The 26,769-nt window shown below is 71.8% G+C and carries 26 protein-coding genes; 15 read left to right on the forward strand and 11 right to left on the reverse strand.

Annotation, left to right across the window (positions count from 1 at the left end):
- Positions 1-332: 332 nt before the first annotated feature.
- The gene (locus ADL15_RS05580; protein WP_338025519.1) at positions 333-740 is read left to right on the forward strand and encodes a 2'-5' RNA ligase family protein; all 408 of its coding nucleotides are present in this window, start codon (positions 333-335) and stop codon (positions 738-740) included.
- Positions 741-1,991: 1,251 nt separating this feature from the next.
- On the opposite strand, the gene ADL15_RS05585 is transcribed toward ADL15_RS05580, so the two are convergent.
- From ADL15_RS05585 to ADL15_RS05595, 3 genes are read right to left on the reverse strand one after another with little or no spacing between them, the layout of a single operon-like run.
- Positions 1,992-2,717 (reverse strand): hypothetical protein, encoded by a 726-nt coding sequence (locus tag ADL15_RS05585; protein WP_198170579.1) that lies wholly within the window; start codon positions 2,715-2,717, stop codon positions 1,992-1,994.
- A 39-nt stretch (positions 2,718-2,756) separates the two neighbouring features.
- A complete protein-coding gene (locus tag ADL15_RS05590; protein WP_157441189.1) occupies positions 2,757-3,536 on the reverse strand; it encodes a nucleotidyltransferase family protein in 780 nt (259 codons plus the stop codon).
- A 28-nt stretch (positions 3,537-3,564) separates the two neighbouring features.
- Positions 3,565-4,338, reverse strand: coding sequence for a TetR/AcrR family transcriptional regulator (locus tag ADL15_RS05595; protein ID WP_067685528.1), 774 nt, complete (start codon positions 4,336-4,338; stop codon positions 3,565-3,567).
- A 46-nt stretch (positions 4,339-4,384) separates the two neighbouring features.
- On the opposite strand from ADL15_RS05595, the gene ADL15_RS05600 reads away from it, so the two are divergent.
- Positions 4,385-5,188, forward strand: a complete 804-nt coding sequence (locus ADL15_RS05600; RefSeq protein ID WP_067685529.1) for an NAD(P)H-binding protein — start codon at positions 4,385-4,387, stop codon at positions 5,186-5,188.
- Position 5,189: 1 nt separating this feature from the next.
- Here ADL15_RS05600 and ADL15_RS05605 read toward each other — a convergent pair whose 3' ends face one another.
- Positions 5,190-6,470 carry a multidrug effflux MFS transporter gene (locus ADL15_RS05605; protein WP_232343918.1) on the reverse strand — a complete coding sequence of 427 codons (1,281 nt, stop codon included), beginning with the start codon at positions 6,468-6,470 and terminating at the stop codon, positions 5,190-5,192.
- A 194-nt stretch (positions 6,471-6,664) separates the two neighbouring features.
- On the opposite strand from ADL15_RS05605, the gene ADL15_RS05610 reads away from it, so the two are divergent.
- Positions 6,665-7,759: a hypothetical protein gene (locus ADL15_RS05610; protein ID WP_067685530.1), complete on the forward strand. Its 1,095-nt coding sequence runs from the start codon at positions 6,665-6,667 to the stop codon at positions 7,757-7,759.
- Between the two features lie 29 nt (positions 7,760-7,788).
- Entirely contained in the window at positions 7,789-9,078 is a 1,290-nt protein-coding gene (locus ADL15_RS05615) for a flavin monoamine oxidase family protein (protein WP_067685531.1), read from the forward strand.
- 164 nt (positions 9,079-9,242) lie between these two features.
- On the opposite strand, the gene ADL15_RS05620 is transcribed toward ADL15_RS05615, so the two are convergent.
- Complete coding sequence (locus tag ADL15_RS05620; protein WP_067685532.1) at positions 9,243-9,515, reverse strand: hypothetical protein; 273 nt, start codon at positions 9,513-9,515, stop codon at positions 9,243-9,245.
- Positions 9,516-9,578: 63 nt separating this feature from the next.
- On the opposite strand from ADL15_RS05620, the gene ADL15_RS05625 reads away from it, so the two are divergent.
- Positions 9,579-10,169 carry an AAA family ATPase gene (locus ADL15_RS05625; protein ID WP_198170580.1) on the forward strand — a complete coding sequence of 197 codons (591 nt, stop codon included), beginning with the start codon at positions 9,579-9,581 and terminating at the stop codon, positions 10,167-10,169.
- A 114-nt stretch (positions 10,170-10,283) separates the two neighbouring features.
- Here ADL15_RS05625 and ADL15_RS05630 read toward each other — a convergent pair whose 3' ends face one another.
- Positions 10,284-11,510 (reverse strand): MFS transporter, encoded by a 1,227-nt coding sequence (locus ADL15_RS05630; RefSeq protein WP_067685533.1) that lies wholly within the window; start codon positions 11,508-11,510, stop codon positions 10,284-10,286.
- Positions 11,511-11,580: 70 nt separating this feature from the next.
- On the reverse strand, positions 11,581-12,849 hold the full coding sequence (locus ADL15_RS05635; protein ID WP_067685534.1) for a DUF1479 domain-containing protein: 1,269 nt from the start codon (positions 12,847-12,849) through the stop codon (positions 11,581-11,583).
- Between the two features lie 90 nt (positions 12,850-12,939).
- Here ADL15_RS05635 and ADL15_RS05640 point away from each other — a divergent pair, with 90 nt between their 5' ends.
- The gene (locus ADL15_RS05640) at positions 12,940-14,040 is read left to right on the forward strand and encodes an ROK family transcriptional regulator (protein WP_067685535.1); all 1,101 of its coding nucleotides are present in this window, start codon (positions 12,940-12,942) and stop codon (positions 14,038-14,040) included.
- Between the two features lie 280 nt (positions 14,041-14,320).
- Positions 14,321-14,953 carry a hypothetical protein gene (locus ADL15_RS55015; protein WP_232343919.1) on the forward strand — a complete coding sequence of 211 codons (633 nt, stop codon included), beginning with the start codon at positions 14,321-14,323 and terminating at the stop codon, positions 14,951-14,953.
- Here ADL15_RS55015 and ADL15_RS05645 read toward each other — a convergent pair.
- On the reverse strand, positions 14,937-16,037 hold the full coding sequence (locus ADL15_RS05645; RefSeq protein WP_232343920.1) for a DICT sensory domain-containing protein: 1,101 nt from the start codon (positions 16,035-16,037) through the stop codon (positions 14,937-14,939). The genes ADL15_RS55015 and ADL15_RS05645 overlap by 17 nt on opposite strands.
- Before the next feature lie 552 nt (positions 16,038-16,589).
- On the opposite strand from ADL15_RS05645, the gene ADL15_RS05650 reads away from it, so the two are divergent.
- Positions 16,590-17,207: a hypothetical protein gene (locus ADL15_RS05650; RefSeq protein ID WP_157441191.1), complete on the forward strand. Its 618-nt coding sequence runs from the start codon at positions 16,590-16,592 to the stop codon at positions 17,205-17,207.
- Positions 17,204-17,359, forward strand: a complete 156-nt coding sequence (locus tag ADL15_RS53970; protein WP_198170582.1) for a hypothetical protein — start codon at positions 17,204-17,206, stop codon at positions 17,357-17,359. Before ADL15_RS05650 ends, ADL15_RS53970 begins: the two co-directional genes overlap by 4 nt.
- A gap of 793 nt (positions 17,360-18,152) precedes the next feature.
- Here the strand turns inward: ADL15_RS53970 and ADL15_RS05655 are convergent.
- Positions 18,153-18,785, reverse strand: a complete 633-nt coding sequence (locus ADL15_RS05655; RefSeq protein WP_067685537.1) for a TetR family transcriptional regulator — start codon at positions 18,783-18,785, stop codon at positions 18,153-18,155.
- Positions 18,786-18,865: 80 nt separating this feature from the next.
- Here ADL15_RS05655 and ADL15_RS05660 point away from each other — a divergent pair, with 80 nt between their 5' ends.
- On the forward strand, positions 18,866-20,827 hold the full coding sequence (locus ADL15_RS05660) for a HelD family protein (RefSeq protein WP_067685538.1): 1,962 nt from the start codon (positions 18,866-18,868) through the stop codon (positions 20,825-20,827).
- On the opposite strand, the gene ADL15_RS05665 is transcribed toward ADL15_RS05660, so the two are convergent.
- Positions 20,828-21,823 (reverse strand): zinc-dependent alcohol dehydrogenase, encoded by a 996-nt coding sequence (locus tag ADL15_RS05665; RefSeq protein ID WP_067685539.1) that lies wholly within the window; start codon positions 21,821-21,823, stop codon positions 20,828-20,830. It lies immediately after the preceding gene.
- A gap of 48 nt (positions 21,824-21,871) precedes the next feature.
- Here ADL15_RS05665 and ADL15_RS05670 point away from each other — a divergent pair, with 48 nt between their 5' ends.
- A complete protein-coding gene (locus tag ADL15_RS05670; RefSeq protein WP_067685540.1) occupies positions 21,872-22,921 on the forward strand; it encodes an aldose epimerase family protein in 1,050 nt (349 codons plus the stop codon).
- 19 nt (positions 22,922-22,940) lie between these two features.
- Here the strand turns inward: ADL15_RS05670 and ADL15_RS05675 are convergent, their stop codons facing one another.
- Positions 22,941-23,501 (reverse strand): hypothetical protein, encoded by a 561-nt coding sequence (locus tag ADL15_RS05675; RefSeq protein ID WP_157441192.1) that lies wholly within the window; start codon positions 23,499-23,501, stop codon positions 22,941-22,943.
- Between the two features lie 126 nt (positions 23,502-23,627).
- Here ADL15_RS05675 and ADL15_RS05680 point away from each other — a divergent pair, with 126 nt between their 5' ends.
- The 4 genes from ADL15_RS05680 (at position 23,628) to ADL15_RS05695 (ending at position 26,568) form a co-directional block, all read left to right on the forward strand.
- A complete protein-coding gene (locus ADL15_RS05680) occupies positions 23,628-24,485 on the forward strand; it encodes a helix-turn-helix domain-containing protein (protein ID WP_067685541.1) in 858 nt (285 codons plus the stop codon).
- Positions 24,486-24,504: 19 nt separating this feature from the next.
- Complete coding sequence (locus tag ADL15_RS05685) at positions 24,505-25,284, forward strand: class I SAM-dependent methyltransferase (protein ID WP_067685542.1); 780 nt, start codon at positions 24,505-24,507, stop codon at positions 25,282-25,284.
- 27 nt (positions 25,285-25,311) lie between these two features.
- Positions 25,312-25,692: a TIGR03668 family PPOX class F420-dependent oxidoreductase gene (locus ADL15_RS05690; RefSeq protein ID WP_067685543.1), complete on the forward strand. Its 381-nt coding sequence runs from the start codon at positions 25,312-25,314 to the stop codon at positions 25,690-25,692.
- Positions 25,693-25,953: 261 nt separating this feature from the next.
- Positions 25,954-26,568 (forward strand): Abi family protein, encoded by a 615-nt coding sequence (locus ADL15_RS05695; protein ID WP_083970944.1) that lies wholly within the window; start codon positions 25,954-25,956, stop codon positions 26,566-26,568.
- Positions 26,569-26,769: the final 201 nt, after the last annotated feature.

Raw genomic sequence — 26,769 nt, forward strand, 5'->3', positions numbered from 1 at the left:
CCACCAAACCCCTCCTGGCCCGGGAGCAAAACCAGGCCATTCGCCGCTGCTGGTCCCGCCTGCACAGCGCGGGCCTGCCAAGTCTGGCCACCCATCCCCACCCCACCAACCGCCCCCACCTGACCCTCCTGAAAACCTCGTCCCTGGCTCTCCTCCTCCAGTCCGTGCCCGAGCCCCCGGCTTTCTCCCGCTCCGCCCCCGCCCCCGCCCCCTCTCTTTCTTCTCCGCCCGCTCTTTCTTCTCCGCCCGCTCTTTCCTCTCCGCCCGCTCTTTCCTCTGCGCCCGCCCTCTCCTCTGCGCCCGCCCTCTCCTCTCCGCCCGCAGCTGAGACCGTGCCTTCGCTGGCGCCCGCGCCTTCGTCAGCGACCTCGCCCGCGTCTCCACCATCGTCTCCGGCATCGAGACCGCTTTCGGCCTCGCTCGTGTCGTCGCTGCCGTTGACGGCGACCCTCGGGGCAGCGCGGATGCTCGGCCGGGCCCTGGTCCTTCCCCTGGAGCCAACCGCCGAACTGCGGGACCTCCATCGCCAGGCATGGTCGGCCCTCCCGGACCCGTGGCCACCACCGGAGGACTGGATCCCACACATCAGCCTCGCCCTGAACGTCCCCACCCCGGCCCGCGCCGCCGCGGTAGCGCTCTTCACCACCGACGCCCCGATCCACGGCCACTTCGTGTCAGCCCGCAGCTACAACACCGAAACCCGCACCCTGACCAACCTCCCCAACCTCCCTCCGGCCTGAAGCCCAAGCCCGCGCCCCACCGGGCACCCCCGAAACCAGCAGGCACCGCGCGAGCCAGCAGGCACCGCGCGAGCCAGCAGGTGCCCTGCGAGCCAGCAGGCACCACGCGAATCGGCAGCGACCATAAACGACCTCGCGCCTCCCGGTGACCGCACACCAGCACCCGTGCGAATGCGGCTTCAGCCGGCGTGAACCCTCACATCATTCTGCCGCCAAGAAATGCGAATCCGGATTGATGGCGTATTCAAGGGCAGAAAAGGCATGGTGGCCCTCGCGTTGGACCTGTCTTGTCTCTGACGGCAGTAATCCGGTCAGGTTTTGACGGCTGGTATAACAATGTTCGGCTCTCGCTCAACGTCATCAGAATGTCGCGCACATCAATTCGGGAAAGTCGATGTGCCCTCGCCGCACCGCCGCCCGCGGCTTTCCCGCCTTCGGAGTGCGACGGGCGTGCAACCAGCCTCGGCGGCCGTAGCCCGGTTGGGGCCACCCGGATCGCGTTCCGGCCGACCGGCACCGCACCAACGATGCGAACCTGGCAGCTCCGGGGAGCCGAAAGCAGCCCTGGGCCCGCCGGTCGCCCTTGCCGGGCGGCCCGGGTGGACTCAGCTCGTGCGGCCAGGCAGGCCAGTCGATCCTGCGCAACTTGCCGCATCGGCCCGACCTGAGTATCCGGTCCGACCTGTGCAGCCGATCGTGCCTGTTGGGCTTGGGCGGCCGGTCGTGCCGGTGCGGCCTGGGTGGCCGGCCGCTCAGGTCCGGCATGGGCAGGCGGGGGGGCGGCCTGCGGCCGGCTGTTGCTGGCGACGGATGCGAGGTGCGGCTCCGCGCGGGCCCGCTCGATGCGCTGCAACTTCTCGGCGTGACGTCGGCGTAGTCCGAAAGCGCGGCGACGTTCATGCTCGCGGCGGAATGCGTCGCGGTCAGGGGAATAATGGCGAGCCGCGGTCCGGTCCCGCATTCCCGCTATCTCGGCCCTGCCGAACAATGATAACTGCCGCATGAGTCCATTGTTCCCGACCCGCGCGCCGTCATGTCAGTATTCGATCATGCCAAACGCAAATTTCCGCAATAACCGACCCTTGAATCGCACCCCGACCTCAGAAACAATGCGATCCAGACGGCCCGCACCCCGCGCGGCAATTAACATAATCAGGGCCGCAGGGCCGCAGGGCCGCAGGGCCGCAGGGCCGCAGGGCCGCAGGGCCGCAGGGCCGCAGGGCCGCAGGGCCGCAGGGCCGCAGGGCGGCCCTATTTCGCCGGACCCGCCCCATCGCTACCGGCCCCAGGATCCCTCGGTCCTCCTTGCGCAGGAGGTTGCGCGGACGGTTTGAGGGGAGACCGCTTCGAGGGGTCGGCGGCGGGCCGCGCGATGGGAACAACAGGAGGCTGTGCCGGCGGCGAGGCGGCAGGCCGCGCGGAACGCTTGCCGGTAGACCCCGTGGACGACTTGACCGCAGGTGGCCGCACCGGAAACCGTCCCTGCCCCAGCGCCGCCCGCATCACCGCCACGCAATGATCCCTGGCCACATCCACCCGCACCCGCGTGTAGTGCTCCTCCAGGTTCATCTCCGGATCTGTCGTCCGCACCGGCTTCTGCCAGGCCACCTTCATCTGCTCGCCCACTTCGGCCTTGGCCTCGTTGGCCAGCAGCCGATAGGCCGCCGCCACCGCCGGCGCCTCGATGTCGAGCAGCGCCTGATGGAAGGCGAGCCGCGAATAGATCCGGCTCACCTCCTCGGTGAGCTGCTGCCGCCCGTCCAACGTCCCCGACCGCCGCCGGATCCGATAAGGCATCTCCGCGTAGTCCTCGATCACGCTGAGCGCCTCGCCGAACGCCAGCGCCCGCCGGTCCCGCCGCGCCACCCGCCGGTTCAGGGCGTAGGTCAGCAGCGCCACCAGCGCCGCCCCGAAGATCGCGATGACCGGCGAGAGCACCACCGCCGTCTGCGCGGCCGTCCACGTCACGCCGCTCACGTCAGCTGCAAACGTCATGCCGCGGCTACCGCCCGAGGTTCAGATCTGGTGAAGGACGTCGATGATCCTGCCAGCCGCACCGGCATCCCATTGATCCGGCCCCGGCCCGAACAGCCGGTTGATGCCGTTCTGGCACGGCAGCGCCCCGAACCCCACCGGATCCTCCCGCCAGCACCGCCCCAGCCACTCCCACGCGTCCTGATAGGAGCCGCGGAGATAGACCTCGTCGGGCACGTTGTACAGCAGGCACTCGATCAGATAGGACGGCGCGATCCCCTCGGCGAAGAAGTCGGCCCCCCGCCGGGCCCGCTTGGCCGTCCGGATGGCCTCCTTGAACCGCCCGCCGGTCCGCAGGTCCTTGGCGTCACCGTAACGCCGATGCTGCTTGGGGAAGTTGACGATCGGCCGGCCTTCCCGGTCGAGGAAGTAGACCCCCTGCTCGTAACGGTCGCCGGTGTACCGCCGGAATTCCGTCGCGACGAGGATGTCGACCATCTCGCCGAAGAGCGAGTCCGGGTTGTCGACATTCAAACAACGACGACCCATGCGTACGACAAAAGACTCGCCCAGCGCCGCCATTACCTCGTCGCGGAACCCGGTCCAGCCGCCGGGTGAGGCGACCGGGGAGCGCAGCATCAGCACCAGGTCGATGTCGCTGGCCTCGTCGATGAACGTGTTGTTGACCCGTGACCCCTGGCCGAAGATCTCGTACGTCCGCGGGTCGATCAGCCCCGACCGCCGCAGCGCCCCGTCCAGCACACTCTCGGCCCAGGGCAGCAGAAAAGCGCCGGACGCCGGAAGCACCCTCGCGGGAGCCATCAACCGTCCCTGCTGGTCATGCCGCCAATTATGCATCTCCGGCCGTTCTGGGCCACGAGTCACGTGACACCGCATGCCCCGCCTCCGTTTCGATGCCGTCGAGCAGCAGGCACAACCCGTACTCATAAGGGTCTTGTTCCTGCGCCTCGAAACCGCCGCCGTTCCACACCGTGGTCATCGTCGGGTGGGCCGCGGCGTCGAACCAGGTCTCCCACAGCTCGCCGCGCTGATGCCACCACGTGGCGGTGGTGAGCCCGGTGGCCCGGCTGATCAGCGTGTTCTCGGCCTCGAGGCGGGCGGCGGCGGTGATGTGGCCGGAGAGGGTGAGCGCGGCCGCGTCGAGCCGGCCGATCGGCAGGCCCAGGGCGGCGACCGTGGCCAGCATGTACTCGCGTTCGGCGAGCATGCCGGGCCCGATCGGTGGCCGGACCGGTGACACCCGGGCGAGCCAGGGATGTGCCCGGTACATCGCGAACGTCCGGTCGGCGTAGAACCGCACCCGCTCGCGGAACTCCACCGGCGCCGCGCCGGCCAGCTCCCGGTCGCCGAACACCTCGTCCACCATCAGGTCGACCAGGTCGTCCCGGGACGGCACGTACGTGTACAGCGTCATCGTGGCCACCGACAGCTCGGCGGCGATGCCGGCCATCGACGCGGCGTCCAGGCCGGCCGCGTCGGCGAGGCGGATGCCGGTCGCCACCACCAGGTCGACGCTGAGCCGCGGCGGCCGCCCGGCCGCCTTGCGCGCCGGGATCGAGCGTCGCCAGAGCAGCGGCAAAATCCGCCCGGTGAAGTCCGCCATGATTCCGTATATGCTACGGGAAGGCTTTACCGTAGGGGGTACGAGAATGAAGATCCTGGTCACCGGCGCCACCGGCAACGTGGGCCGGATGGTGGTCGACGAGCTGCTCGCCCTCGGCGCGGAGGACATCCGCGCGCTCACCGTCGACCCGGCGCGGGCCGGCCTGCCACCCGGGGTGGAGGTGGTCCGTGGATTCCTGGGCAAGGTCGAGACCATGCCGGCCGCGCTGGCGGGCGCCGACGTGATGTTTCTGGCCCCGTACCCGCCGACCGTGTCCGAGGTGTGCCGGCTGGCCGCGGACGCCGGCGTCGGCCGGATCGTCGACCTCGCGGGCGCCAAGGGCGATCACTGGCAGGTGATCGAGGACGGTGTCGAGGCGTCCGGCGTTCCGTTCACCCATCTCGAGCCGGGCGAGTTCATGGCCAACGCGACGCTCTGGGCCGGGCAGATCCGGGCCGGCGACGTGGTCCGGGACACCTGCGGCGACGCGGCCAACGCGCCGATCGCGCAGGAGGACATCGCCGCGGTCGCCGCCCGGGTGATCGTCGAGGCCGGGCACGCCGGCCGGTCGTATGAGATGACCGGCCCGGAGTCGCTCACCCGCCGGGAGAAGGTCGAGCGGATCGGCCGGGCGCTGGGCCGCCGGCTGACCTACGTCGACCTGCCCCGCGCCGAGGCCATCGCCCAGCTCGAGCAGGCCATGGGGGAGTATGCGGAGTGGTACGTCGACGGGTTGGCGGCCCTGGCCGAGCACCCGCAGGCGGCCGTTCCCACGGTCGCTGAGCTGCTGGGGCGCCCGGCCATCACGTTCCAGGAATGGGCCGGTCGGCATGCCGACGATTTTCGATAAATCAGTGAGCGACGACCACCACGTGATCAAGCCGCTCGACCGGCAGGCGGTGCGGCTGGACCACGAGGAAGCAGACGAGCGTCGCGGCCAGCATGCCGCCGAAGACGACCACGGCCATCGCGACCGCACCGACCCCGAGCACCCCGACCAGCGGTGCGGCCAGCGCGCCCACACCGAACTGCACCGCGCCGAGCAGGGCCGCCGCGGTGCCGGCCGCCTCGCCGTGCCGGGAGAGCGCCAGGGCGGGCGCGTTCGGCATGGCCAGCCCGACCATGGTCAGCACCAGCCAGAGCGGGATCAGGATGCCGACCAGGCCACCGATCCCGGTCGCGGCCAGCACCAGCATCGCCAGGCCGAAGCCGAGCCCGGCCACCAGCGAGCCCGCCATGATCTGCTGCGGTGTCCACCGGCGCAGCAGCCGCACGTTGGCCTGGGTGGCACCGATCAGGCCGACCGCCCCACCCGCGAAGATCAGCGCGAACTGCTGCTCGCTCATGCCGTACTCATCCTGAAAAACGTAGGAAGAACCACTGACGTAGGCGAAGAGCGCCGCCATCGCGAGTCCCGCCACCAGGATCAGCCCCACGTAGACCCGGTCGGTGAACAGCCGGCCGTAGTCGCGGACGGTGCCGAGCACCCCGCCGTTGCGGCGCCGGCTGACCGGCAGCGTCTCCGGCAGCACCACTGCGGCCGCCGTCATGATCCCGGCGCCGGCGACGGTCAGCACCACGAACACGCCGCGCCAGGACGTCCAGGTCAGCACGAGCCCGCCGATGGTCGGCGCGAGGATCGGCGCCACCCCGACCACGAGCATCAGCCGGGAGAAGAGCCGGGCCGCGGAGTTCCCGTCGAAGAGATCCCGCACGATCGCCATCGCCACCACGGCCGCCGCGGCGGCGCCCAGTCCCTGCAGCACCCGCAGCGTGCCGAGCAGCGCCAGGTTCGGAGCGAAGACGCAGAGGATCGAGGCGAGCACGTGCACCGCGATGCCGGTGAGCAGCGGCACCCGCCGCCCGATCGCGTCGGAGAGCGGGCCGACGAGCAGCTGGCCGAACGCCAGGCCGACGAGCGTGCCGGTCAGCGTGAGCTGCACGGCCGCCGCGGTACTGTGCATGTCGTCGGTGATCGTCGGCAGCGACGGCAGGTACATGTCGATGGTGAGCGGCCCGAGCGCGGTGAGCAGGCCGAGCACGAGAACGATCCGGAAGCGGCGCCCGAGCGGGAGCCGTTCGCCAGGGGACAGGTCGTCGTCGGGCGGGGTCAGGGTACGAGGTTGGGCCACGACTCTCGACAAGGTGTTCCGTGCCCGGGTTCTTCCGCCCGGAGGGCATTTGGTAACGGTGGTCACTTGTTCTTCGTTAGCCGTTTTCCCAGTGCCGGGGCGTGCCATCGCATCGCGCCCGGGTCAGATCGCCGACGGCAACCTTGCCCGCGCCGCGTGCTGGAGGAGCGTTCGGGTGCAGAGGAGGCATCCCGATGATCGGCATCACCAGTACCGCCACCTGCCTGGACCGCGACAGCCGCCGCCACCTGTTCGCGACCGCCGACGCCGGCGAACCCCTCCCGGCCGTGTGGCACTCCGCGGAGACCCGGCCCGGCGAGTGGTCCGGCTTGGCGCCGCTGGGCCGGCTCCGAGGCAACTACCTGCAGGTTTGCGCCGACCAGGCCGGGGACGGCCGGATCGCCGTGCTGGCCCTCCCGGCGAGTCCCGGCGAGAAGTTCGGCTACCTCAGCCAGCGGCCCGACGGATCCTTCGGAGGCTGGGAACGCCTCGACGCGCCGCCCTCGACCAGCCACGGCCACTCCCTGGTCCTCGTGCACAGCCCCGGGGGCCGGGCCGAGGCGTTCCTCGGCACCTACGACGACGGCCCCTGGCACTGCCGGCAGGACCCGGCCGGCCGGTGGGGCGCCTGGACGCCGTTGCGCCGGCCGCCCGGCGGGGCCGACCTGGCGATCGAGGGGCTGACCGTCGCCCGGACCGCGGCCGGCGGCTTCGCGGTGTTCGTGGCGACCGCGTCGGGCACCGGCCGCGAGCTGTGGTCCACCGGGCAGGACGGACCGGGCGGGACGTGGTCCGAGTGGCTGTCGCTCGGCCGCTACCCGAGCGATCTCACACCGTCGACCATCGTCGTGCACCACCACGTGAGCGGCCGGCTCCAGGTGCTGGTCACGGCCGGCCGCGAGGTGCGCTACCGGGCCCAGGCCGACCGCGACGACCTGCGGTCCTGGCTGCCGTGGCAGTTCTGGCCGATCCCGTCGGACGAACTGCGCGAGCTGGTCGCGGCGTTCGACGAGATCGGCGACACCGTCGTGGTGGCCACCACCGTCGACGGCGAACCGCTCTGGCAGAAGCAGGAGACGCCGCTGGGCTCGGGCTGGCAGCACTGGGCGCGGTACCCGAACCCGGCCGGCGAGCCGATCCACGCGCTGCACGCCGGGCTCACCACCGATCGGCGACTCCGGCTTTTCGCCATCGGACGAAAAACCTCGACAGTGTACGAACTGAGCAAAGCCGGCGCGGCCCCGTGGCACCTGCAGCACCAATGGCCGGCCCCGAAACCCGCAGGCTGAGAACCGGCAGGTGAGATAGCCTCCCGGCCATGTCGATCACGGCTCGTCTCCTCGGCTCAGCTGTCTCCCACTGGGGCGACGACCCGTGGGCGGGTGGCTCGTGGAGCCTGATCGGCCGGCACGGCTCCCCGCAGGACCGGATCACCCTGGGCACCCCGGTCGGCGACCGCCTGCGCATCGCCGGGGAGGCCACCCATCCGACGCGCGCCGGGATGACTCACGGTGCGTACGAACAAGGTCTGGCGGCCGCGACCTGGGCGATCAACCTCGGTCACCGCCGGGTCGCCGTGATCGGCGCCGGGATGGCCGGCCTCGCCGCGTCACGCGCCCTGACCGACAGCGGTCTCGCGGCCCCGATCTGGGAGGCCCGCGACCGGATCGGCGGCCGCACCGCCGGCGCCGACGTGGCCGGCGGCGCCTTCGACCTGGGCGCCAACTGGCTCCAGCAGTACGACGCCAACCTCCTGGCCCGCCTCGCCGAACACCTCGGCCTGACCACGATCCCCACCGACTTCACCAACCCGCTCACCCTCCCGTCCCACCCCGGCCTCTCGCTGGGCGACGACCCCTCGCCGGGCGGCGGTCCCGCATCCGGCGGTGATCTCTCGGCTAGCGGTGATCTTGATGGGGAGCTGCGGAAACGGCTTGCCGGGGCGGCTGAGGGTGCGAGTGTCGGCGACGTGCTCGACGCGTGGCTGCGGGATCCGGGGCCGTGGACCGCGGCTGAGATCCGCCGGTTCGTCGACGCCGAGATCGTCATGGACACCGGTGTGCCGCTGTCCTGGCTCAGCGCCCGGCACGGCTTCGAACCCGGCGTCGGCGAGGGCGACCGCTGGATCGTCGGCGGCTACCGCCTGCTCACCACCCACCTGGCCGCCGGCCTCGACATCCGCCTGCAAAGCCCGGTCCAGCACGTCCGCATCAACCCCGACGGCGTCGTGCTGACCAGCGGCGACCTCACCGAGCACGCCGACGCCGTGATCGTCACCGCCCCGGTGCCGGTCCTGGCCGCGGACACGATCACGTTCGACCCGCCGCTGCCGGAATCCCACCGTCTCGCCCTGTCCCACCTCGGCGCGGGCCGGGTGGAGAAGGTGATCCTGCGCTTCGACGAGCGCTTCTGGCCGGAACACGGCTACTACCGCGTCCACGGCCCGTCCGACACCTGCATCAGCGAATGGCTCGACGCCACCGCCGCCGACGGCCTGCCCACCCTGGTCGGCCTGTTCGCCGGCCCGTGGCTGGACACCCTCTGGACCGGCCCGGACCCCGACATCGCCGCCCGAGCCACCGCCGTCATCCGCGCCGCAACCACCTGACCCTGCCGCCGGAGGAGCTGCGCGTCGAGGCGGTGGCGCCGGGCGGGCTCACCGTCGTACGAGAAAAGTCTGTTGGTCTGACCGGAACTGAGCAGGCTGCGGCGTCGCGGCCGCCGACCTCGACCCCGGATCCGCGTCGCGTTGCGTCACCGCGGCCCGGGTGGTCAGTCGGTGGATTCGAGGACCAGGACGACCATGTCCAGCAGGCGTTGGAAGTAGAACCGGGACGGGCCGGTGAGCTGCGGGATCGCGTGGATGAGCTGCTGCTCCTGCTCCGCGAGGCTGGTCCGGCGGGCGTCGTCGAGGGCGCCGTCGTTGGTCAGCCAGATGTGCACGGAGTCGGCCGCGAGCGAGTCGACAAGCGCCAGGTCCTCCCGGCCGCGGGGGTATTGGGCGGACGCGTGGACCCGGTAGATCTCGGCGAGGCGACTGTTCATCGGGAGTCAGTATGGGCCGAAATCTGGTCGCGCGGTGGCCGGGCGGCTGGCTAGGGTCGCGGCGTGACCGGGACACTGTTGCTGATCGTCGGGCCGCCCGCCGTGGGGAAGATGACCGTGGGCCAGGAGGTCGCGGCCCGGACCGGGTTGCGGCTGTTCCACAACCACATGGCGATCGAGCCGGTGATGACGTTCTTCCCGTTCGGCACGCCGGCGTTCGGGCGGCTGGTGGACGGGTTCCGGCGCAACATCATCGAAGAGGTGGCCGCCAGCGACCTGCCCGGGTTGATCTTCACGTTCGTGTGGGCGTTCGACCACGAGGAGGACCACACGACGGTTCAGGAGTACATCGAGCCGTTCCGCAGCCGGGGTGGCCGGGTCGTCTTCGTGGAGTTGCAGGCCGACCAGGAGGAGCGGCTGCGGCGCAACGTCGGGGAGTCCCGGCTGGCCGCCAAGCCGTCCAAACGGGATGTGGAATGGTCGCGGAACAACCTGCTCGAGATGGACGCGAACTACCAGCTCGCCTCGCAGGGCCGCTTCGACGGCCGCGACGACTACCTGCTCCTGGACACCACCGGTTCGACGGCGGCCGAGGTGGCCGACACGGTGATCACCCACTTCGACCTGCCGAGACTCGACCCGGTCACGGCCTGATCGCCGCAGGCCGGCCGTGCTCAGATCCGGTCACGGCCTGATCGACCAGCGCGGGGCCGTGGTCAGATCCGGTCACGACTTGATCGACCAGCGCGGGGCCGTGGTCGGATTCGGTCACGGTCTGGACGACCAGCGGCCGCCGGTCGTCGCGGCCGGGTCCGGCTGGCGGCGGCCGGCCGCCGCGACGAACGGGATCACCGCGAGGGCCAGCAGACCGCCGACGATGGACAGGGCGGCATAGCTGGTCGCGGCCATCAGCACCCCGCTGCCCAGGCCGGCCGCCGCGCCGGACAGGGCGATGCCCAGGTCGGCCGCGCCCTGGGTCTTCGCCCGGGATCGCTGCGGCACCGCGTCGGTGATCATGGCGGTGCCGGATACCAGGCCGAGGTTCCAGCCCAGGCCGAGCAGCGCCAGGGCGACGGTGAGCAGGGCGACCGAGCCCTCCGGCGCGGTCGCCGAGACCAGCCCGGCGGCGAGCAGGGTGACCCCGGCCGCGGTCGCGACCGGCGTGCGCCCGACCCGGTCGACCAGATAGCCGGTGAGCGGCGACGGCAGGAACATCGCGGCGATGTGCACCGCGATCACCAGCCCGGTGGCGCTCAGCCCGTGCCCGTGGGCCTGCATGTGCACCGGCGTCATGGTCATCACGGCGACCATCACGATCTGGGTGAGCACCATGGTCGCCACGCCCGCGACCACCCCGGGCCCGCCGGTCGGCGGCTCGTCGGCGGGTGCCGACGCGGCTGCCAGGGCGGACGTGAGCGGATCGGGCCGCAGCAGCGCGAAGATGACCACGGCGGCCAGCGCGTACGCGACCGCGGCCAGGGCGAACGGGCCGGCCAACGCCGGAATGCCCCAGCCGCTGGCGATCCGGCCGGTGACCGCGACCAGGTTCGGCCCGGCGACCGCGCCGAACGTCGTCGCGACCAGCACCGAACTCACCGCCGACCCGCGCCGCCGGGGCTCGGCCAGGTCGGCGCCGGCGTAGCGGGCCTGCAGGTTGGTGGCGCTCCCCGCGCCGTAGATCAGCAGGGCCGGCAGCAGCAGCGACACGCTGCCGAGCACCGCCGCGAGCACTACGCCGGCGCTGCCGAGCGCACCCGCGACGTACCCCGCGGTCAGCCCGGCGCGCCGGCCGAGCCGCTGGGAGAGCCGGCCGACGCCGAGCGCGGCACCGGCCGACCCGAACGTGAACAGCACCGACGGCAACCCGGAGAGGCTGGTGGTGCCGAGCATCTCGGCGGCCAGCAGCGACCCGACGGTGACACCGGCGGCCAGCCCGGCACCGCTGAACACCTGCGAGAACATCACCACGGCGAGCGTGCGCCGATACGGGCTCATCGATCGATCACCATGCCACGGTGGCACACCGGGTCAGGTCGCCTCGCTCGGCCGGGTTCCGAACCGCGATCTAGTCGAGGCCGAGCCCCCGGCGGCCGATCTCGTTGAGCGCGGACGCCGGGAAACGGTCCGGCCACTCCCGCTCGTAGTGCTCGGCCGGGAAGTCGCTCGGGCTCTCGCCGGTGAGGAACGCCTTTCGTACGGATGCCGCGTAGTCCTCGTTGCGCGGGCACCACGGCGCGGCCGGGATGTACATGACGTTGCCCCAGCCCTGTTGCGCCTCGACCGGTGCGACGCTGTGGATCATGTCGCAGTGCCACCAGACCGAGTCGCCGGCGCGCACGTCCGGGATGCCGGTGAGCGCCTCCATCAGCGGGGCGTGCCACTTGTGCCCGGCCGGGAAGACCTGGTTGACGGTGACGCCGCACATGTCGTCGTCCGGCACGTCGGGCAGCAGCGGGCGCACCATCAGGTACGCCATCGCCTCCGGGATCGGCACGGTGTGCAGCACACCCTGGTCGTGGTCCATGTCGGACAGCGCCGTCCAGCCCTGGAACGTGCGGAACGCCGAGCACATGGTGGTGCCCGGGTACTGCGGGCCGGCGGTGCGGTGCGCGGCGTCCCACGGGTCGTACTCTTCGACGCTGCCGTCGAACAGGTGCCGGAACGCCTGCTGGTAGGCGCTGGTCATCCACAGGTCGAGGGTGCCCGGGTCGAGGTGGGTGCCGAGGCCGGCCGAGTCGGCGCCCTCGGGGCGGCGGCGGATCCGGTCGGGGTAGAGCGAGTCGCGGGCCGGGTCGAACCACTGCACGCCGTCCGACTCGTGCTTCCACTGAGCGTTGAGGAACGCCTGGACCGCGGCCATCCGCTCGCTCTGCCGGGCCTGCATCTGCGCGGGTGACCAGTAGATCGGGTAGATCTCCGGTTTCGAGCCGACGCTGCCGAAGAAGTCGTCGCCGGGTCCGCGGTAGTTCTCGAAGAAGTGGTTGCCCTCGACGTACTCGACGATGTCCCGATCCCAGCCCAGCGCCTGGTCACGCTCGAAGTGGCCGCGGACCACCAGGCAGCCGCGCCGCCGCAGCAGGGCGAGCTGCTCGGCGGTGACCGTGCCGGCGGCGATGTCGGAGTATTCGATGACCGGCCAGACCGACTCGCCCCGCCGGCGTGCCGCGGCGATGTCGTCGACCGCCTCCTGAACGCGTTTCTCAACAACCGAGAAAACCTCTTCGACGGTACGACCGGAAGCGCCGATCCGCTCCCGCAGCGCGGCCTTGATCTCGCGGGTGGCGGCCCCGAGGTCGTCGGGGGTCTGTTCCCAGTGCGGCAGGACGGTGGTCATCGGCCGTTCCTTTCCAGTGAGGTCTCCTTACTTGAATGACTGTAGGGCGCCGTTCCCGTTCCAGGCAAGGCTCCTGACTAGAATCGGCACGTGGATTCCGCCAAGCCGTCGCTGGACCTGGTGCGCTCGGTGACCGACGAGCACGTGCTGCGCACCCTGATGCGCCATCGCCGGCTGACCCGCGCCGAGCTGGCCACCGAGATCGGCATCTCCAAGCCGACCGCGGGGGAGAGCGTGCGGCGGCTCACCGAGCGGGGACTGCTCGCCGACACCGGGGAGCGCACTCCTGGTGGGCGCGGCCGCGGGCGGGTGGGCTCCTATTACGCGCTGGCGCCGGCGGTCGGTGCGGCGCTCGCGGTGACCATCGCCGCCGAGGGCGTGGTGGCAGAGCGGCTGAACGTCTATGGGGACACGGTGGCGCGCGCCAGCCGGCAGATCGACCGCCCGGCCCGCCCGGACCAGATCGCCGCCGCGCTACTAGCGGTCGCCACCGAGCTGCGCGATTCCGCCGGGCAGCTGGTGCGGGTGGCGGTGGTGAGCGCCGCGGACCCGGTCGACCGGGCCAGTGGCCGGCTGGTGCATCTGCCGGACTCGCCGTTCCTGGTCGGTGACCTCGATCCGGTCGCGGTCCTGGCGCCGTTCGTCGACGGCGCGGTCGTGGTGGACAACGACGTCAACTGGGCGGCCCTGGCCGAGCGGGACAGCGCCGGCGCGGCCGGTCTGCGTGACTTCGCCTACCTGTACCTGGGGGAGGGGCTGGGCTGCGCGATCGTCAACGACGGCGAGATCCGGCGCGGCCGGACCGGGCTGACCGGAGAGATCGCCCATCTGATCACGATCGGTCCCGGCGGCCGGGCGACCCGGTTCATCGAGCTGTTCGGCGAGCTGGGCCTGCGGCACGCGGGCACCACGGCGATCGACGTCGAGCGGCTGCTGACCACTGCGGACCGGGCGGCGCTCGGCGCGGCCGTGGGCGGGGTGATCGCCGCGCTGATCGCCCTGGCCGATCCCCAGGAGGTGGTGATCGGCGGGTCTTGGGGGCCGGCTCTGCTCGGCGACATCCGGGACGCCGCGACGTGGGCGCCGCGCGACGTCACGGTCCGGGCCGCCGGCCTGACCGGCACGCCGGTGCTGGCCGGCGTGCGAGCCGCCGCCCTCGACCGGCTGCGGGGATCCATCGTCGGACGGTGAACCGGGCAACACCATGCGGGCCGGAGGACAGCGCCGCCGGAAGGACCGGCGCCTGGCATCGTTCGCGATGTGGGCGCCCGATGCTCGCGACTTCCGGCACCACCCTGCAGGCACCGCGCGCCGCAATGTCCGTGAGAACTGTCCCCACTCGCGGATATTGCCCGCGCAGTGACGCCGGCGGCCGCACCCGAGCCCGTTAACGCCGCATGCAAGCGATCACGAATCCAGCCGGGACCCGAATGTGCGGATCTGTCGCGGTGCGCGCGCCGCTGACGAGTTGTTGTCCCGCGTCGAGGAGGCATCGGTCTGGCCCGACGACCCGCGGTGGTACGAATCCGCAGCCGGTCGCACCGCCGACATTGAAACGCCCCATGGACGACCGGACCGACGACCGGCGGTGGTCACCTCGTCGCTGACCTCGCAGCAGCAGGCCGCTGCCCGGGCACTGACGGAATTGATGCTCCGCATCCGGCTGGTCAGCTACTACCCCGAGTTGACCGCGACCATCCCGGTGCAGCAGATCTGCCGCGTCGCGGCGGATGCCGGCAACACCATCCTCGCGGCGAGCGCCAAGCGTGGACCCGCACGCGAACACGCGTTCGCTGAGCTCGCCCAGTATTGGCGCGCCGTCCCGAAACCCGGCCCGCCGACGCCGATTCCCTCCGGACCAGCCGCGCTCCGCTACGCACGCTACGACGGGCCGCACGAGGACCACGACGTCCGATACGAGGCACCGCACACGGCGGGATCGCTCTGCGATTTCCTGCTGGTCAGTTGCGTGCCAGGAAGTTCTGGAACAGGTGGCGCAGGTATTCCACTTGCGCCGGGCTGGTCAGACTGCGCTTGGGCGGGGTCGCCGGCGATCAGCCGCCGCGCCCGTTGCGCTCGTGGTCGAGTCAGCCGTCGATGGTGACCACCGAGGTGTTCTGCGCGACCGCCCACTCCAGCGCCTGCCGCAACTGCTCCTCGGGCAGCGGCCGGCGGCGGGTCACGGTCACGGCCACCGTCACCCTCGCCGACAGGAAACCGCTGCGCGTCTCGGCGTCGGCGAAGTCCGTGACGAGACCGTACGCGAACGCCACCGCCTCCTCGTGCCCCAGCGCCGGGAGAAACACCATGAAGTCCGCCGGGCCGACCTTGCTGGCCCGGTCACCCGGCCGCAGCCGGGCCAGCAGCAGATCGATCGCCGCCTGCTGCTGGCGAAGGGCCGTCCGTCCGATCTGAGCGTCCGGCCCGCCGGACGGAGAGGTGAGCCGCACGGCGAGCACCGCCACCGGAAGCACGCCGGACGCGGTCACCCCGGTGGCCCCGACCCACCTGCGCACCCCCGGCTCACCGGCGATGTCGGTGTCACCGGCCGGTGAGGTGACCGCGCCCGCGCGGATCCCGGTGGTGCGCAGTCGCCGGTGATCCCGCTCGACCCGGTCCCCGAGCACGCGCAGCGCCGCATCGGCCCGGCTCTCGCCCGGAGTCGCCGGCAGCTCACGCACCCGGTCGACGACCATGTCCACGGCGGACCGCGCCGCCGGCGACAGGCGGTCGCCCAACTGCCGGCGCAGCCGCAGCACCTCGTGCAGTGCCTCGTCGCGGCGAAAGCAGGACCGGCCCTCGAACACCCGCCCACTCTCCAGCGTCGCGGCGCCGGCCTCGAATTCCTCGAGGTCGTGCGCCACCAGCACCGCCCCGAATCGTGGCGTCAACACCACGACCGTCCACTCCCGGGCCAGTTCCTCCTTCTCGTCCAGCAGGACCACGTGGACACCGGCCGGCATCTCGGGCGCCTGCGCGGCGGCCATCCCCACCACCGTCACCGCCGCCGACCTCGCGATGCGTTCGTAGACCCGGCGTTCCCGCTCGAAATACGGCAGTCGCTGGAAGAGCGCGAAGACGACCATCGGCCCGTCCTCGGCGGCGGCGAGAGCTGACTGCTCCACGGCATGCGAGACGGTCACCAGCGTTCTCTTCGTCAGCCGTTGCGCGGCCAGGGCATCAAGCACCGCCGTAGCATAGGGAGCCCGCACCCTCTCCGCATCCCCTTCCGGAGCCCGTCCGGGTCGATCCTCGGACCGGTCGGCACGCGTGCGGGCAGCGGCCATCTGATGACACGGGCGTCCGGCGCCACGCGCTCCCCGTCGAGTGGACCGCCGGGGCGGACCGCCAGTCAGCGACCGGACCGAGGGGTGGGCCCACAGCACTTGCTCTCATATAGCCGCATGCAAGGCATGCCCTGTCTCCTGCATCCGTCGCCGTGCGTGAACGTGCGCGCAGCCGGCACGTGAGCCGGTCTTCGATGAAGGCTGGCGCCCAAAGCTGCGACATCGGGAGAGATGAGATCTCGGTGTTGTCGAAACTCAGCGACGTCGGGTGCCGGAGCTCCGAACGAAGCCAGCCGCACGACCAACGGTGCGCGGCCGGCGGTTTGCGGCCGGCGCCGCAAGACCTGCGGTGACAGAGCGTGCAGTCCGGGCCGCGCGCGGTGATCGATGTGAACCGTTGGCGCCGCTCGGGGGTAGGCCGGAATGCCCGTGCTTCCCGCCCCGGAGGTCGTCGTGACACAACCCGGACATCGCACTCCGCCCCGGCCCGCCCTGCTGGCCGGGGCATTTCTGCTGGTTCTGAGCTCCACGATCACCGTCTGGTGGACGAGTCGCGCGGACGCCGGCCGCCCGGCAGCCGCCCGGGCCGGACTGCTCGCCGCGATCGCCGCGCTGAGCGGCGCCGAGGCGATCCACTACCGGAGCGCGTCGGCCGACCTCACCGTCGACGCCCAGGGCAACGCCTACGGTGTGCTCACGGTCGGCGGCAAACGAGTGAAGCTGCGCGGAAAGATGAACCCCCGGATCCCGGTGGACCTGGTCACCCCGCGAACCCTCGCCGACCGCCTCCGGGTCGCCGCCCGCGGCACGACCGCGGGCGACCCGATCGCCCGGGTCGGCGGCGTCGACGCCTGGCCGATCGGGCTCGCGGCCGGAACCGTCTACATCAGCACCGCCGCCCCGCACCACGTCCTGCGCCTGGAGCGAGCGGCCGTGAAACCCGACCTGCACCCGCTGCGCGCCGTGCCCACCTCCGCCCCGATCGTCGATCTCGGCGGCACCGGTCCGATCGACGTCACCGAGCCCACCGCCGCCCAGCTCCAGGACCTCCGGCGCCTGATCAGTCGATGAGCGGCTATCGTCGAACGATGCCGCTGGCCGGTGTCGTGCCGTTCCCTGAGGAGTTCGCGCGACGCTACCGCGCGGCCGGCTACTGGCAGGATCGGACACTGGGCGAGGCGCTCGACGAGGCCTGCACCTGGCCCTGCAGAAGATCACGGTGATCCCGGTGATGGCCCCGCCGGTGCACCGGTTCCGGGAGATCTCCCAGTTAGTCGCGCTCTCCGGTGCGGTCGGCTGCTTCATCCCGGACCGGTACCGCGACGTCGACTTCCGCGAGATGGCCGCCCGGATTCCGGGGTTGCGATGGACGGTCGTGCACGGGGATCCCGGGCCGGGGCAACGTCAGCCTGAGCGAGCTGCTGGAGCGCGAACCGGCCTCGGAAAATCGACGAAAAGAAGCCGGACCCGATGGACCCGGCACTCTTCTTGCTCTCCGGCGTACCGAAATTGATCCCCGGCCTGCACAACGACTACGTCTTCACCACGTGCGGGTGATCCAGAGCGGCGGCAGCGGCTGCAACCGGAGACCCGGTTGTTCGCCGAGCGGCTGCCACCAGGCTGCACCGTGCAGGAGAACTTCGGGATGGCCGAGGGGCTGCTGATGTTCGTCCGCCTGGATGAGTCGGTCCCGGTGCGACGGGAAACGGCCGGCCGGTCTGCCGGCTGTCGCACAGGGGTGCCTCCCACCCTCCGAGGCACCCCTGAGCGCCAGCCGGGGGTGGGACGCGCGCTGCGATCCGCTCCGGAGCGCGGGTGTCGCGTGCTCTTTTCGTACCGTGGGGGTGTGTGGCTGGTGGGCGGCCTGGATCGGATCGCCTGCCGGGACCGGCCGACCGCATCTTGGGACGCTGAGGGGTGAGTGGCGGGGCCGGCCCGGACCGCCGCCTGCGCCGCCTGGCGAGCGACCTTGACCACCGGCTACCCGCAGCCGGAATACCGCCGGGATGGAAGCGGTCAGGGCAGGCCGGTGCGGAGCTGGGTGAAGGCGCGGTTGGCGGCCTCGATCGCGGCCGGGGCGAGCGTCTCCGCGGACTCCCCGGCGGCGAGGCGGCGCCAGTTCTCCCGGGCCAGCACCCGCTGCACGGCCAGGATCTGAGCAGCGGCCAGCCGGGCGCCAAGCGGATCCGGCACCGGCGCGACCGCTGGCGTGGGGGTGGTGGGGAGCAGGGCGGTGGCCAGGGATTGCTCGTCGCGGGACTGGTATTCGTGGACTCGGGTGGCCAGTGCGGGGGTGGAGAAGACCAGGTCGTGGAAGGCGAGGACCTCTGGGGTGTCGTTCAAGCCGGTCACCGGGTCGCGACGGAGCAGGCCCGCGATGAAGTGCTGCTGCAGCGCGTCGAGTGGTGATTGGCCGGCGGCCCGTGCGGCGACCACCCTGGCGGGCTCGCCGGCGTGGTCGGCGAAGCGGTGCAGGACCAGGTCTTCCTTGGCGGCGAAGTAACGGAACAGGGTCGGCTTGGAGATCTCCGCGGCGGCCGCGATGTCGCTGACCGACACCTGGTCGAAGCCGCGGTCCAGGAACATCGCGATCGCGATCGAGGACACCGCGTCGAACGTGCGCTGCTTCTTGAGCTCCCGGAGCCCCATCTCACTCACCCCGCGACCGTATCACTCGGTTAAATTAGTTACCTGGTAACGTTTTTGACCGGGTAACGAAAAGGAGTGCGATGGATCTGGCGGCTGAGCGAGAGTTTCTGGACCGGGTGAAGCGGGCGCGGGCCTGGATGCTCGATCACGCGCGGATGCGGGTGGTGACCGGTGATCAGGTCGCCGGGGACCGCTACACCGCGGAGACCCTCGGGCGGATGTTGAAGAGCTACGTCAAGGAGCTGGCCGACGAGCCGGACGGCGCGGTGTTCTTCGGGCGGCTGTGGTTCGGCGACACCGAGGACGCGGGTGATCATCGCGGTCAGCGGTACTACATCGGCCGCCGGCGGATCACCGAGGAGCAGGGACCACCCCTGGTGATCGACTGGCGGGCGCCGGTGTCGGCGCTGTTCTACCAGGCCAGCGCGAGTGACCGGCGGGGCGTGGCGGTGCGCCGGCGGTACGGCTGGACCAACCGGACACCGGTGCACCTGACCGGTTTCGAGGACGAGCGGCTGGACCGCGGCGAGGAGCTGGGCACCGCCAGCCGGCTGCTGACCGAGGAGATCGAGCGGCCCCGGGTCGGCCCGATGCGGGACATCGTGGCGACCATCCAGCCCGAGCAGGACGACCTGGTCCGGGCCGATCTCGATCAGTCACTGTGCGTGCAGGGCGGGCCGGGGACCGGGAAGACCGCGGTCGGGCTGCACCGCGCGGCGTACCTGCTCTATGCCCACCGGCGGCAGCTCAAGCGCACCGGGGTGCTGGTGATCGGCCCGAACCCGGCGTTCCTCGCCTACATCTCCGCGGTGCTGCCGGCGCTCGGCGAGGTGGACGTGCAGCAGCGCACTCTCGAGGGGTTGCTGTCCGAGAAAGCGCCGGCCCGGGTGGACGACGACGCGGCGGCGCTGGTCAAGCACGACGCCCGGATGGCCGAGGTGGTGCGCCGCGCGCTCGCCGGCCTGATCAGCGCGCCGACTGACGGGATCGTCCTGCCGGACGGCTCCTACCGGCTGCGGGTCACGGCCGCCACCTTGGTCCGGGAGATCACGATGGTACGGCGGGAGGAGCTCCCGTACGGGGTGGGCCGCGAGCGCTTCCGCACCCGCATCGTCGCCCACCTGCAGCGCGAGCTGGAGTACCACGGCGAGTCCCCGATCCGGAAGTGGCTCGACAAGACCGGCCGCTCCCGCCCCGTGGTGGCCGTGCTCGACGCCTGCTGGCCGAAGGTGCGCCCCGAGCAGCTGCTCCACGACCTGTACGCGGACGAGAAGTTCCTGGCCCGCGCCGCCGACGGCATCCTGACCGAGAAGGAACAGGCCGCGCTGCTCTGGACCCGGCCACCGCGCAGCGTCAAGAGCGCGAAGTGGACCGCCGCCGACCTGGTGCTGCTCGACGAGATCGCCGGCGCCGTCGAGCACCCCGACGGGTTCGGGCACATCGTCGTCGACGAGGCACAGGACCTGTCCCCGATGCAGTGCCGGGCGCTCGCCCGGCGCAGCCGGCACGGTGCGCTGACCGTGCTCGGTGACCTGGCGCAGGGGACCAGCCCATGGGCCGCCGCCGACTGGCGCGCCCAGCTCGGGCACCTGGGCAAGCCGGACGCGCCGATCACCGCGCTGACGCTCGGGTTCCGGGTGCCGGCGGTCGTCCTGTCGTACGCGAACAGGCTCTTGCCCTTGATGCGGACCACGGTGCCGATCGCGCGGTCGGTGCGTGGCGACGGCGAGCTCGACGTGCGCCGGGTCGCGGATCCGGTGGCCGCGGCGGTCGACCGGGTGCGCGCCGCCCTAACCCGGGAGGGATCGATCGCTGTCATCGCGGCGGACGCGCGGATCGCGGAACTCGGCGCGGCGGTGCTCGACGAGCGGGTGACGCTGCTGCCGGCCACGATGGCGAAGGGTCTCGAGTTCGATCACGTGGTGGTGGTCGAACCGGCCGAGATCGTCGCCGCCGAGCCGCGCGGCGCGCACCGCCTCTACGTCGTGCTGACCCGCGCGGTCACCCGCCTCGACGTGCTGCACAGCGGTGCCGAGCATTGATCAGAGGCGCGGGTCGACGTGGAATTTCGGGCCGGGACCGGCGCCGTCCGGGCGCTTCCCGGCCAGCACACCGACGATCTGTTCGAGGGAAACGGTCGCGGCCACCAGCGGGCGCGGGTCCGCTTCGCCTTTCCCGTACGACGTGATCGCCCCGGCCAGCCCCGCCGACGCACCGAGAATCCCGACCGTGGTGACGTCCTTGAACACCACGTCCCGGGTGTCGATCACGCTGGGCGCCCCGGACAGTCCGATATAGACCACCGTGCGCCCCGGCTCGACCAGCTCCACCGCCAGCCCCGGCATGACCGCGGCGTTGGTCGCGTCGATGACACCGTCCCAGGCCAGCTCGGGCAGCGTCTCCCGGGTCCAGACCTGGCCCTGCGCGAGCGGTTCCGCACGGAGACCGAGCAGGTGCACCTCGGCACCCTGCGCACGCCCGAACATCGCGGCCAGCAGCCCGATCGTGCCGGTGCCGAGGATCAGCAGCCGCTCGCCCGGCCCGACCGCCGCGGCCCGGACCGCCCGCAGCGCATTCCCGCCCGGCTCGACCAGCGCGCCGAGCGTGGCGTCCACGGTGTCCGGCAGCTCGTGCAGGTACGCCGCCGGGAACTCCAGCCGCTCGGTCAGCGCGCCGGGCAGCCCGTCCCGGCAGCCCAGCTCGTGGCGCCGCGCGCAGACGTGGTGCCGCCCGGACCGGCAGCGCACGCAGTGGCCGCAGCCGATCATGGTGTCCCCGGTGACCCGGCGGCCCACCCAGTCGTGGTCGACCCCGGCACCGGCCGCCACCACCGTGCCGGCCCACTCGTGCCCGGGCCGCAGCGGGTACGACGCCGCGCCGGTGTGCAGATAGCTCATCGCCCCGGTGAACAGCTCCACGTCGGTGCCGCACACCCCGACCCGCTCCACCTGGACGATCACGTGCCCGGGACCGGCCTGCGGCTCCGGCACGTCCTGCACCTCGGCCCGGCCGGGAGCGGTGAACACCAGCGCGCGCATGCAGGGGCCTCCGTCGTCAGCGTTTCCCGGCCAGCGTAGAACGAGATCATGACGAGTATCGACAGCACTCCGTTCGGCGCACTGGCCGACGGCACCGTGATCGAGAAGTGGACGCTGACCGGCGCGGGCGGGGCGTCGGTGTCGATCCTCACCTGGGGCGCGACCCTGCAGTCCGTGCGGGTCCCGGACCGGGACGGCCGGCTCGGCGAGGTGACCCTCGGCTTCGCCGACCTGGCCGGCTATCTCGACCCGGCCAACCCGTACTTCGGCTCGACCGTGGGGCGCTACGCGAACCGGATCGGCGGGGGCGCGTTCACGCTGGACGGGACGGCGTTCAGGGTGACGCCGAACGAGGGGCGCAACACCCTGCACGGCGGGGTGCAGGGCTTCGACAAGCGGGTCTGGTCCGCCGTGCGGGTCGAGGACGGCGTACGGATGAGTTATTCCTCGCCGGACGGTGAGCAGGGATTCCCCGGCGCGGTCGAGGTCGCGGTGACGTTCACTTTCTCCTCCTCGGGCGATCGGGACGAATTCCGGATCGCCTACCACGCGACCACGGACCGGCCGACCGTGGTGAGCCTGACCAACCACGCGTACTGGAACCTGGCGGGGGAGGGCAGCGGCACGATCAACGAGCACCTGCTGCGGATCGGGGCGGCGCACTACACCCCGGTCGACGACCAGCTGATCCCGACCGGGGAGCTGGCGCCGGTGGCCGGCACCCCGTTCGACTTCCAGGAGTTCCACGCGATCGGCGCCCGGCTGCGCGACGATCACCCCCAGCTGGCCGCCGGGCTCGGGTACGACCACAACTACGTCCTGGCCGGCGCCGAGGCGGCCGTGGTGCGGGACCCGGCCAGCGGGCGGCAGCTGCTCATCGAGACCACCGAGCCGGGGCTGCAGTTCTACTCCGGGAACTTCCTCGACGGGAAGCTGCGCGGGGTCTCCGGCCGGCAGTACCGGCAGGGGGACGCGTTCGCGCTGGAGACCCAGCACTTCCCGGACAGCCCCAACCAGCCGGAGTTCCCGTCGACCGTGCTGCGGCCGGGCGAGAACTACACGTCGGTGACCACGCACGTGTTCTCGACGTTCGTCTAGGTGGGGCGGGGCCCGGCGGTCACGCCGTACGCCGGGCCTGGAACCCGGACCACAGGCGACGTCCGCTCTCGATGAAATCCGGTAGCGGGATCTCCGCGCCACCGGCGCGGGTGATCCGCAGGGTGTCGAACCACACCCGCAGGTCCAGGTGCCGCGGCGGAAGAGTGTCGTCGCCCTCCTGGAACAGGTCGAGCACGTGCCGGCCTGGCTCGCGGCGCAGCGAGACGTCCAGGCTGAGCCGCTCCTTCCAGGTCAGCCAGTCGCGCTCCGGCGGGTCGATGAACTCCCAGCCGTGCACCGGCCCGCCGCCGAACCCGCGGACCACGCCGCCGAGATCGTCCAGCGCGAACGTCTCCACCGGCGCCGACGCGTCACCCCACCGGCCGTGCCGCAGCGACGCGACCACCCGGCTGACCCCGTCCAGCACCAGCCCGACCGGGGTGCACCCGGCCGGCAACGACAGCACCTCGAACGCGACCTCGACCCGTCGTGCCGCCGGTTCGACGGCTATCCCGACCCAGTCCGACTCGTTCAGTGCCACACCGATACCGCGACGCTGTTCCTCACTCAACCCCACCACGCCGACCAAGCTACGACCCGGTTACCAGCGGTGAAGCTCACATCCGGCTTTCTCCTGCTTCCGGGCGGCGCTTCCTGGGTGCGGCAGGGCCACGCACACCGCCGCCCGCTGGATTACCGTCGACGGATGACCGACGCGCCGAACGCGCTGGGCGCCTACCTGCGGGCCCGGCGCGAGCTGATCACCCCGGAGTCCGCCGGCCTGACCGCTTCCGGGCAACGGCGGGTCGCCGGGCTGCGCCGCGAGGAGGTCGCGCTGCTCGCCGGGATCAGCGCTGACTACTACCTGCGCCTCGAGCAGGGCCGCGACCGGCACCCGTCGGTGCAGGTCCTCGAGTCGCTGGCCCGGGTGCTGCGGCTCGACGAGGCCGCCGCCGACTACCTGCTGAGCCTGGCCGCCGAACGCCCCGGCCGGGCCCGTCGCCGCCCGCGCCGCGAGACCGTCCCGGCGGGCATCCGCAAACTGCTCGCCACGCTGCCGCTGCCGGCCTTCGCCGAGGGCCGCTACTTCGACGTGCTCGCGGTGAACCCGCTGGCCACCGCACTGTCGCCGCTGCTGGTGCCGGGGCGCAACCGGCTGCGGGACGTGTTCCTCGACCCGGCCGAGCAGGCGCTCTACCCGGGGTGGGAGACCGCCAGCCGCCGCCTGGTCGCCGGCTTCCGGCAGTCGGTCGGCGCCGACACCGGCGACCCCCGGCTGATCGAGCTGGTCGGCGAGCTCTCCCTGGCCAGTGACCAGTTCCGGCAGCTGTGGGCCCGTCACGACGTGCAGACCCGCGAAGGCGCCGCGGTCACTCTGCAGCACCCGCAGGTCGGCGCGCTCACCCTGAACCGGGAAAAACTCGCGATCGGCGGCACCCAGGGTCAGCTCCTGGTGATCTATCACCCGGACGCCGGCACCGACGCCGCCGAGAAACTCCAGCTCCTGGCGTCCCTTTCAAAAACCACTTTTTCGTACGACACAGCCGGGCTGACAATGACGTGACCGTCGGGGGAGGAGTCACGTGGCCGTTTTCGACCAGCGTGCCGCCAGCTATGACAAGCAGGCGTGGCACGTGCGGTATGCCGAGCGCCTCGTCGAGCTGGCCGCACCGGCGGTCGGCATGCGGGTCCTGGACGCGGCGACCGGCACCGGGCTGGCCGCGATCGCCGCCGCCCGCGCGGTCGGCCCGTCCGGCCACGTGACCGGCGTCGACATCTCGTCCGGCATGCTCGCCCGGGCCCAGCAGTCGATCGCGGCCCCGAATGTCGACCTGCTCCTGGCGGACGCCAGCGCCCTGCCACGGTTCGGCGACGGCTCGTTCGACCTGGTGCTCTGCTCGGCCGGCCTGCTCTATCTGCCGGTCCGCACCGCGCTGGAGGAGTGGCTGCGCCTGCTCGTCCCGAACGGCCTCGTCGCCTTCTCCACGATGCGCGCCGGGTTCCCGGTCGCGGCACAGCTCTTCCGCGACCTGGCCGCCGGCTACGGCCTCACCCTGACCGATCCGGCCCTGCCGCTGGGCAGCCCCGCGCGGTGCCGGTCGGCGCTGACCGCCGCCGGCTTCACCCCGGTCGAGGAGGTGGTCGAGACAATCCGCTTCTCCCCGGCCGACCTGGACCAGGCCTGGGAGGCACACACCCGCGGCCCGCACCACGCCGCCATGACCCTGCTGAGCCCGGACCAGGTCGACGAGTTCCGCACCACCTACACCACCGCCCTGGCCGCCCTGGTCCGCTCCGATCCCGACACCACCCTCGCCCCCGAGGTGATCTATGCCCTCGCCCGCCGCCCGGCCACCCGCTGAGCCCGTGCCGCACCGGATGGCGCGCGGATGACGCCGGCTGAGCGGTTCGGCACGGTTCGGGTGGCGCGGCTCGCGACGGTCGGCACGGACGGCGCGCCGCACCTGGTGCCGATCGTGTTCGCCCTGGTCGGCGACGTGATCCACACCGCGGTGGACGGGAAGCCGAAGCGGCACCGGCGGCTGCAGCGCCTCGCCAACATCGCCCGGGAGCCGCGGGTGAGCGTCCTCGCCGACTGCTATGCCGACGACTGGTCCCAGCTGTGGTGGGTGCGCGCCGACGGCCACGCCGAGATCACCGACATCGCCGAGCCGGCCCTGCTCGCCCGCTACCCGCAGTACACGACCGAGCCCCCACCGGGCCCGTTCCTCCGCATCCACGTCACCGCCTGGACCGCCTGGCACGCCTGACGACCTGAAGCACGCCGTCACTCGGTGGCGTGATTTGTCAGGCGCGACCGTGACCGGTTGGCGACCTCGATCGTTACTGCGGACGGAAGCAGCCGAAACCGCTTCGGGTCTGCCGCCGGGAAAGGCCGCCAAAGTCAAAACCCCGGCGGCATACCCGCAGAAGGGGCAGAGGCGGACCGGGGTCTTCACGGTGACCTTAGCATGTTCAGCAGCGCCAGAGATGGCAGGTGAGGTGCGGTGCAGCCGGCTCAACTGGAACTCGTGGAACGCGCCCTGTCACCAGAACGACTGGGGCCCTACCGGCGGACCTGTGACGACGACCTGGCTGCCGCCGTGGCGTTGTACCAGTGGAACGCCGAAATCTCCGCAGCCCTGGGCACCACGATCGGCCACGTCGAGGTGCTCCTCCGCAACGCTATGCACGATCAGCTCAGCTTGTGGTCGGCGCGCCGGCACCGGGAACCCCGCTGGTATCTGGACTCCGGCGCCGTTTTCTTTCCGCAGGAGCTCGCCGACATCGACGCGGCACGCCGTCGTGCGACCCGCAATGGGCGAGCGGAGACCGCCGGTCGAGTCATCGCCGAGCTCAACCTCGGCTTCTGGAAGTTCCTGCTCGCCCGCCGGTACGACCGCGGGCTGTGGCATCCGTGCCTGCACAGGGCGTTCAGCCGGCAGCGGCGGGCCATCGTGTTCGACGCTGTGCACCGGCTGCACGAGGCGCGCAACCGGATGGCCCACCATGAGCCGATGTTCAACCGGCCGACCGCAGACCTGCGAGAAACGGCGCTTCGTGCGGCCGGCTGGATGTGCCCCACCACTCGCGACTGGATCGCGGGCCAGTGCCGCGTGCCGGACGTGCTCGCTGCCCGCCCCTGAACGCGCCGCCCCCCCGCGGCGTACGAAATGGGGTTTTGGGGGTTTGGTGGGGGGACGCTCCTGGGTCTGGTGGCACGGCTCGGGCCTCGCGTGTCGGGGGGTGGCGGGGCTTGGATGGCCGGATGGTTCAGGTGCGGGTGGGTGCGGATGACTATCGGGAGTTCCGGGCGGCGGCGGGGCGGGCCGGGGTCGATGTGGAGC

It is taken from the genome of Actinoplanes awajinensis subsp. mycoplanecinus (genome assembly GCF_001509495.1).
GTDB classification, from domain to species: Bacteria; Actinomycetota; Actinomycetes; order Mycobacteriales; family Micromonosporaceae; genus Actinoplanes; species Actinoplanes palleronii.

Coding starts and splice junctions, on each gene's coding strand:
- ADL15_RS05690 (WP_067685543.1), top strand. CDS start 25,312: ATGACGCCGGCTGAGCGGTTCGGCACGGTTCGGGTGGCGCGGCTCGCG.
- ADL15_RS05600 (WP_067685529.1), top strand. CDS start 4,385: ATGAAGATCCTGGTCACCGGCGCCACCGGCAACGTGGGCCGGATGGTG.
- ADL15_RS05680 (WP_067685541.1), top strand. CDS start 23,628: ATGACCGACGCGCCGAACGCGCTGGGCGCCTACCTGCGGGCCCGGCGC.
- ADL15_RS05635 (WP_067685534.1), bottom strand. CDS start 12,849: ATGACCACCGTCCTGCCGCACTGGGAACAGACCCCCGACGACCTCGGG.
- ADL15_RS05595 (WP_067685528.1), bottom strand. CDS start 4,338: ATGGCGGACTTCACCGGGCGGATTTTGCCGCTGCTCTGGCGACGCTCG.
- ADL15_RS05670 (WP_067685540.1), top strand. CDS start 21,872: ATGACGAGTATCGACAGCACTCCGTTCGGCGCACTGGCCGACGGCACC.
- ADL15_RS05665 (WP_067685539.1), bottom strand. CDS start 21,823: ATGCGCGCGCTGGTGTTCACCGCTCCCGGCCGGGCCGAGGTGCAGGAC.
- ADL15_RS05660 (WP_067685538.1), top strand. CDS start 18,866: ATGGATCTGGCGGCTGAGCGAGAGTTTCTGGACCGGGTGAAGCGGGCG.
- ADL15_RS05610 (WP_067685530.1), top strand. CDS start 6,665: ATGATCGGCATCACCAGTACCGCCACCTGCCTGGACCGCGACAGCCGC.
- ADL15_RS53970 (WP_198170582.1), top strand. CDS start 17,204: ATGAGCGGCTATCGTCGAACGATGCCGCTGGCCGGTGTCGTGCCGTTC.
- ADL15_RS05620 (WP_067685532.1), bottom strand. CDS start 9,515: ATGAACAGTCGCCTCGCCGAGATCTACCGGGTCCACGCGTCCGCCCAA.
- ADL15_RS05630 (WP_067685533.1), bottom strand. CDS start 11,510: ATGAGCCCGTATCGGCGCACGCTCGCCGTGGTGATGTTCTCGCAGGTG.
- ADL15_RS05590 (WP_157441189.1), bottom strand. CDS start 3,536: ATGGCTCCCGCGAGGGTGCTTCCGGCGTCCGGCGCTTTTCTGCTGCCC.
- ADL15_RS05655 (WP_067685537.1), bottom strand. CDS start 18,785: ATGGGGCTCCGGGAGCTCAAGAAGCAGCGCACGTTCGACGCGGTGTCC.
- ADL15_RS05615 (WP_067685531.1), top strand. CDS start 7,789: ATGTCGATCACGGCTCGTCTCCTCGGCTCAGCTGTCTCCCACTGGGGC.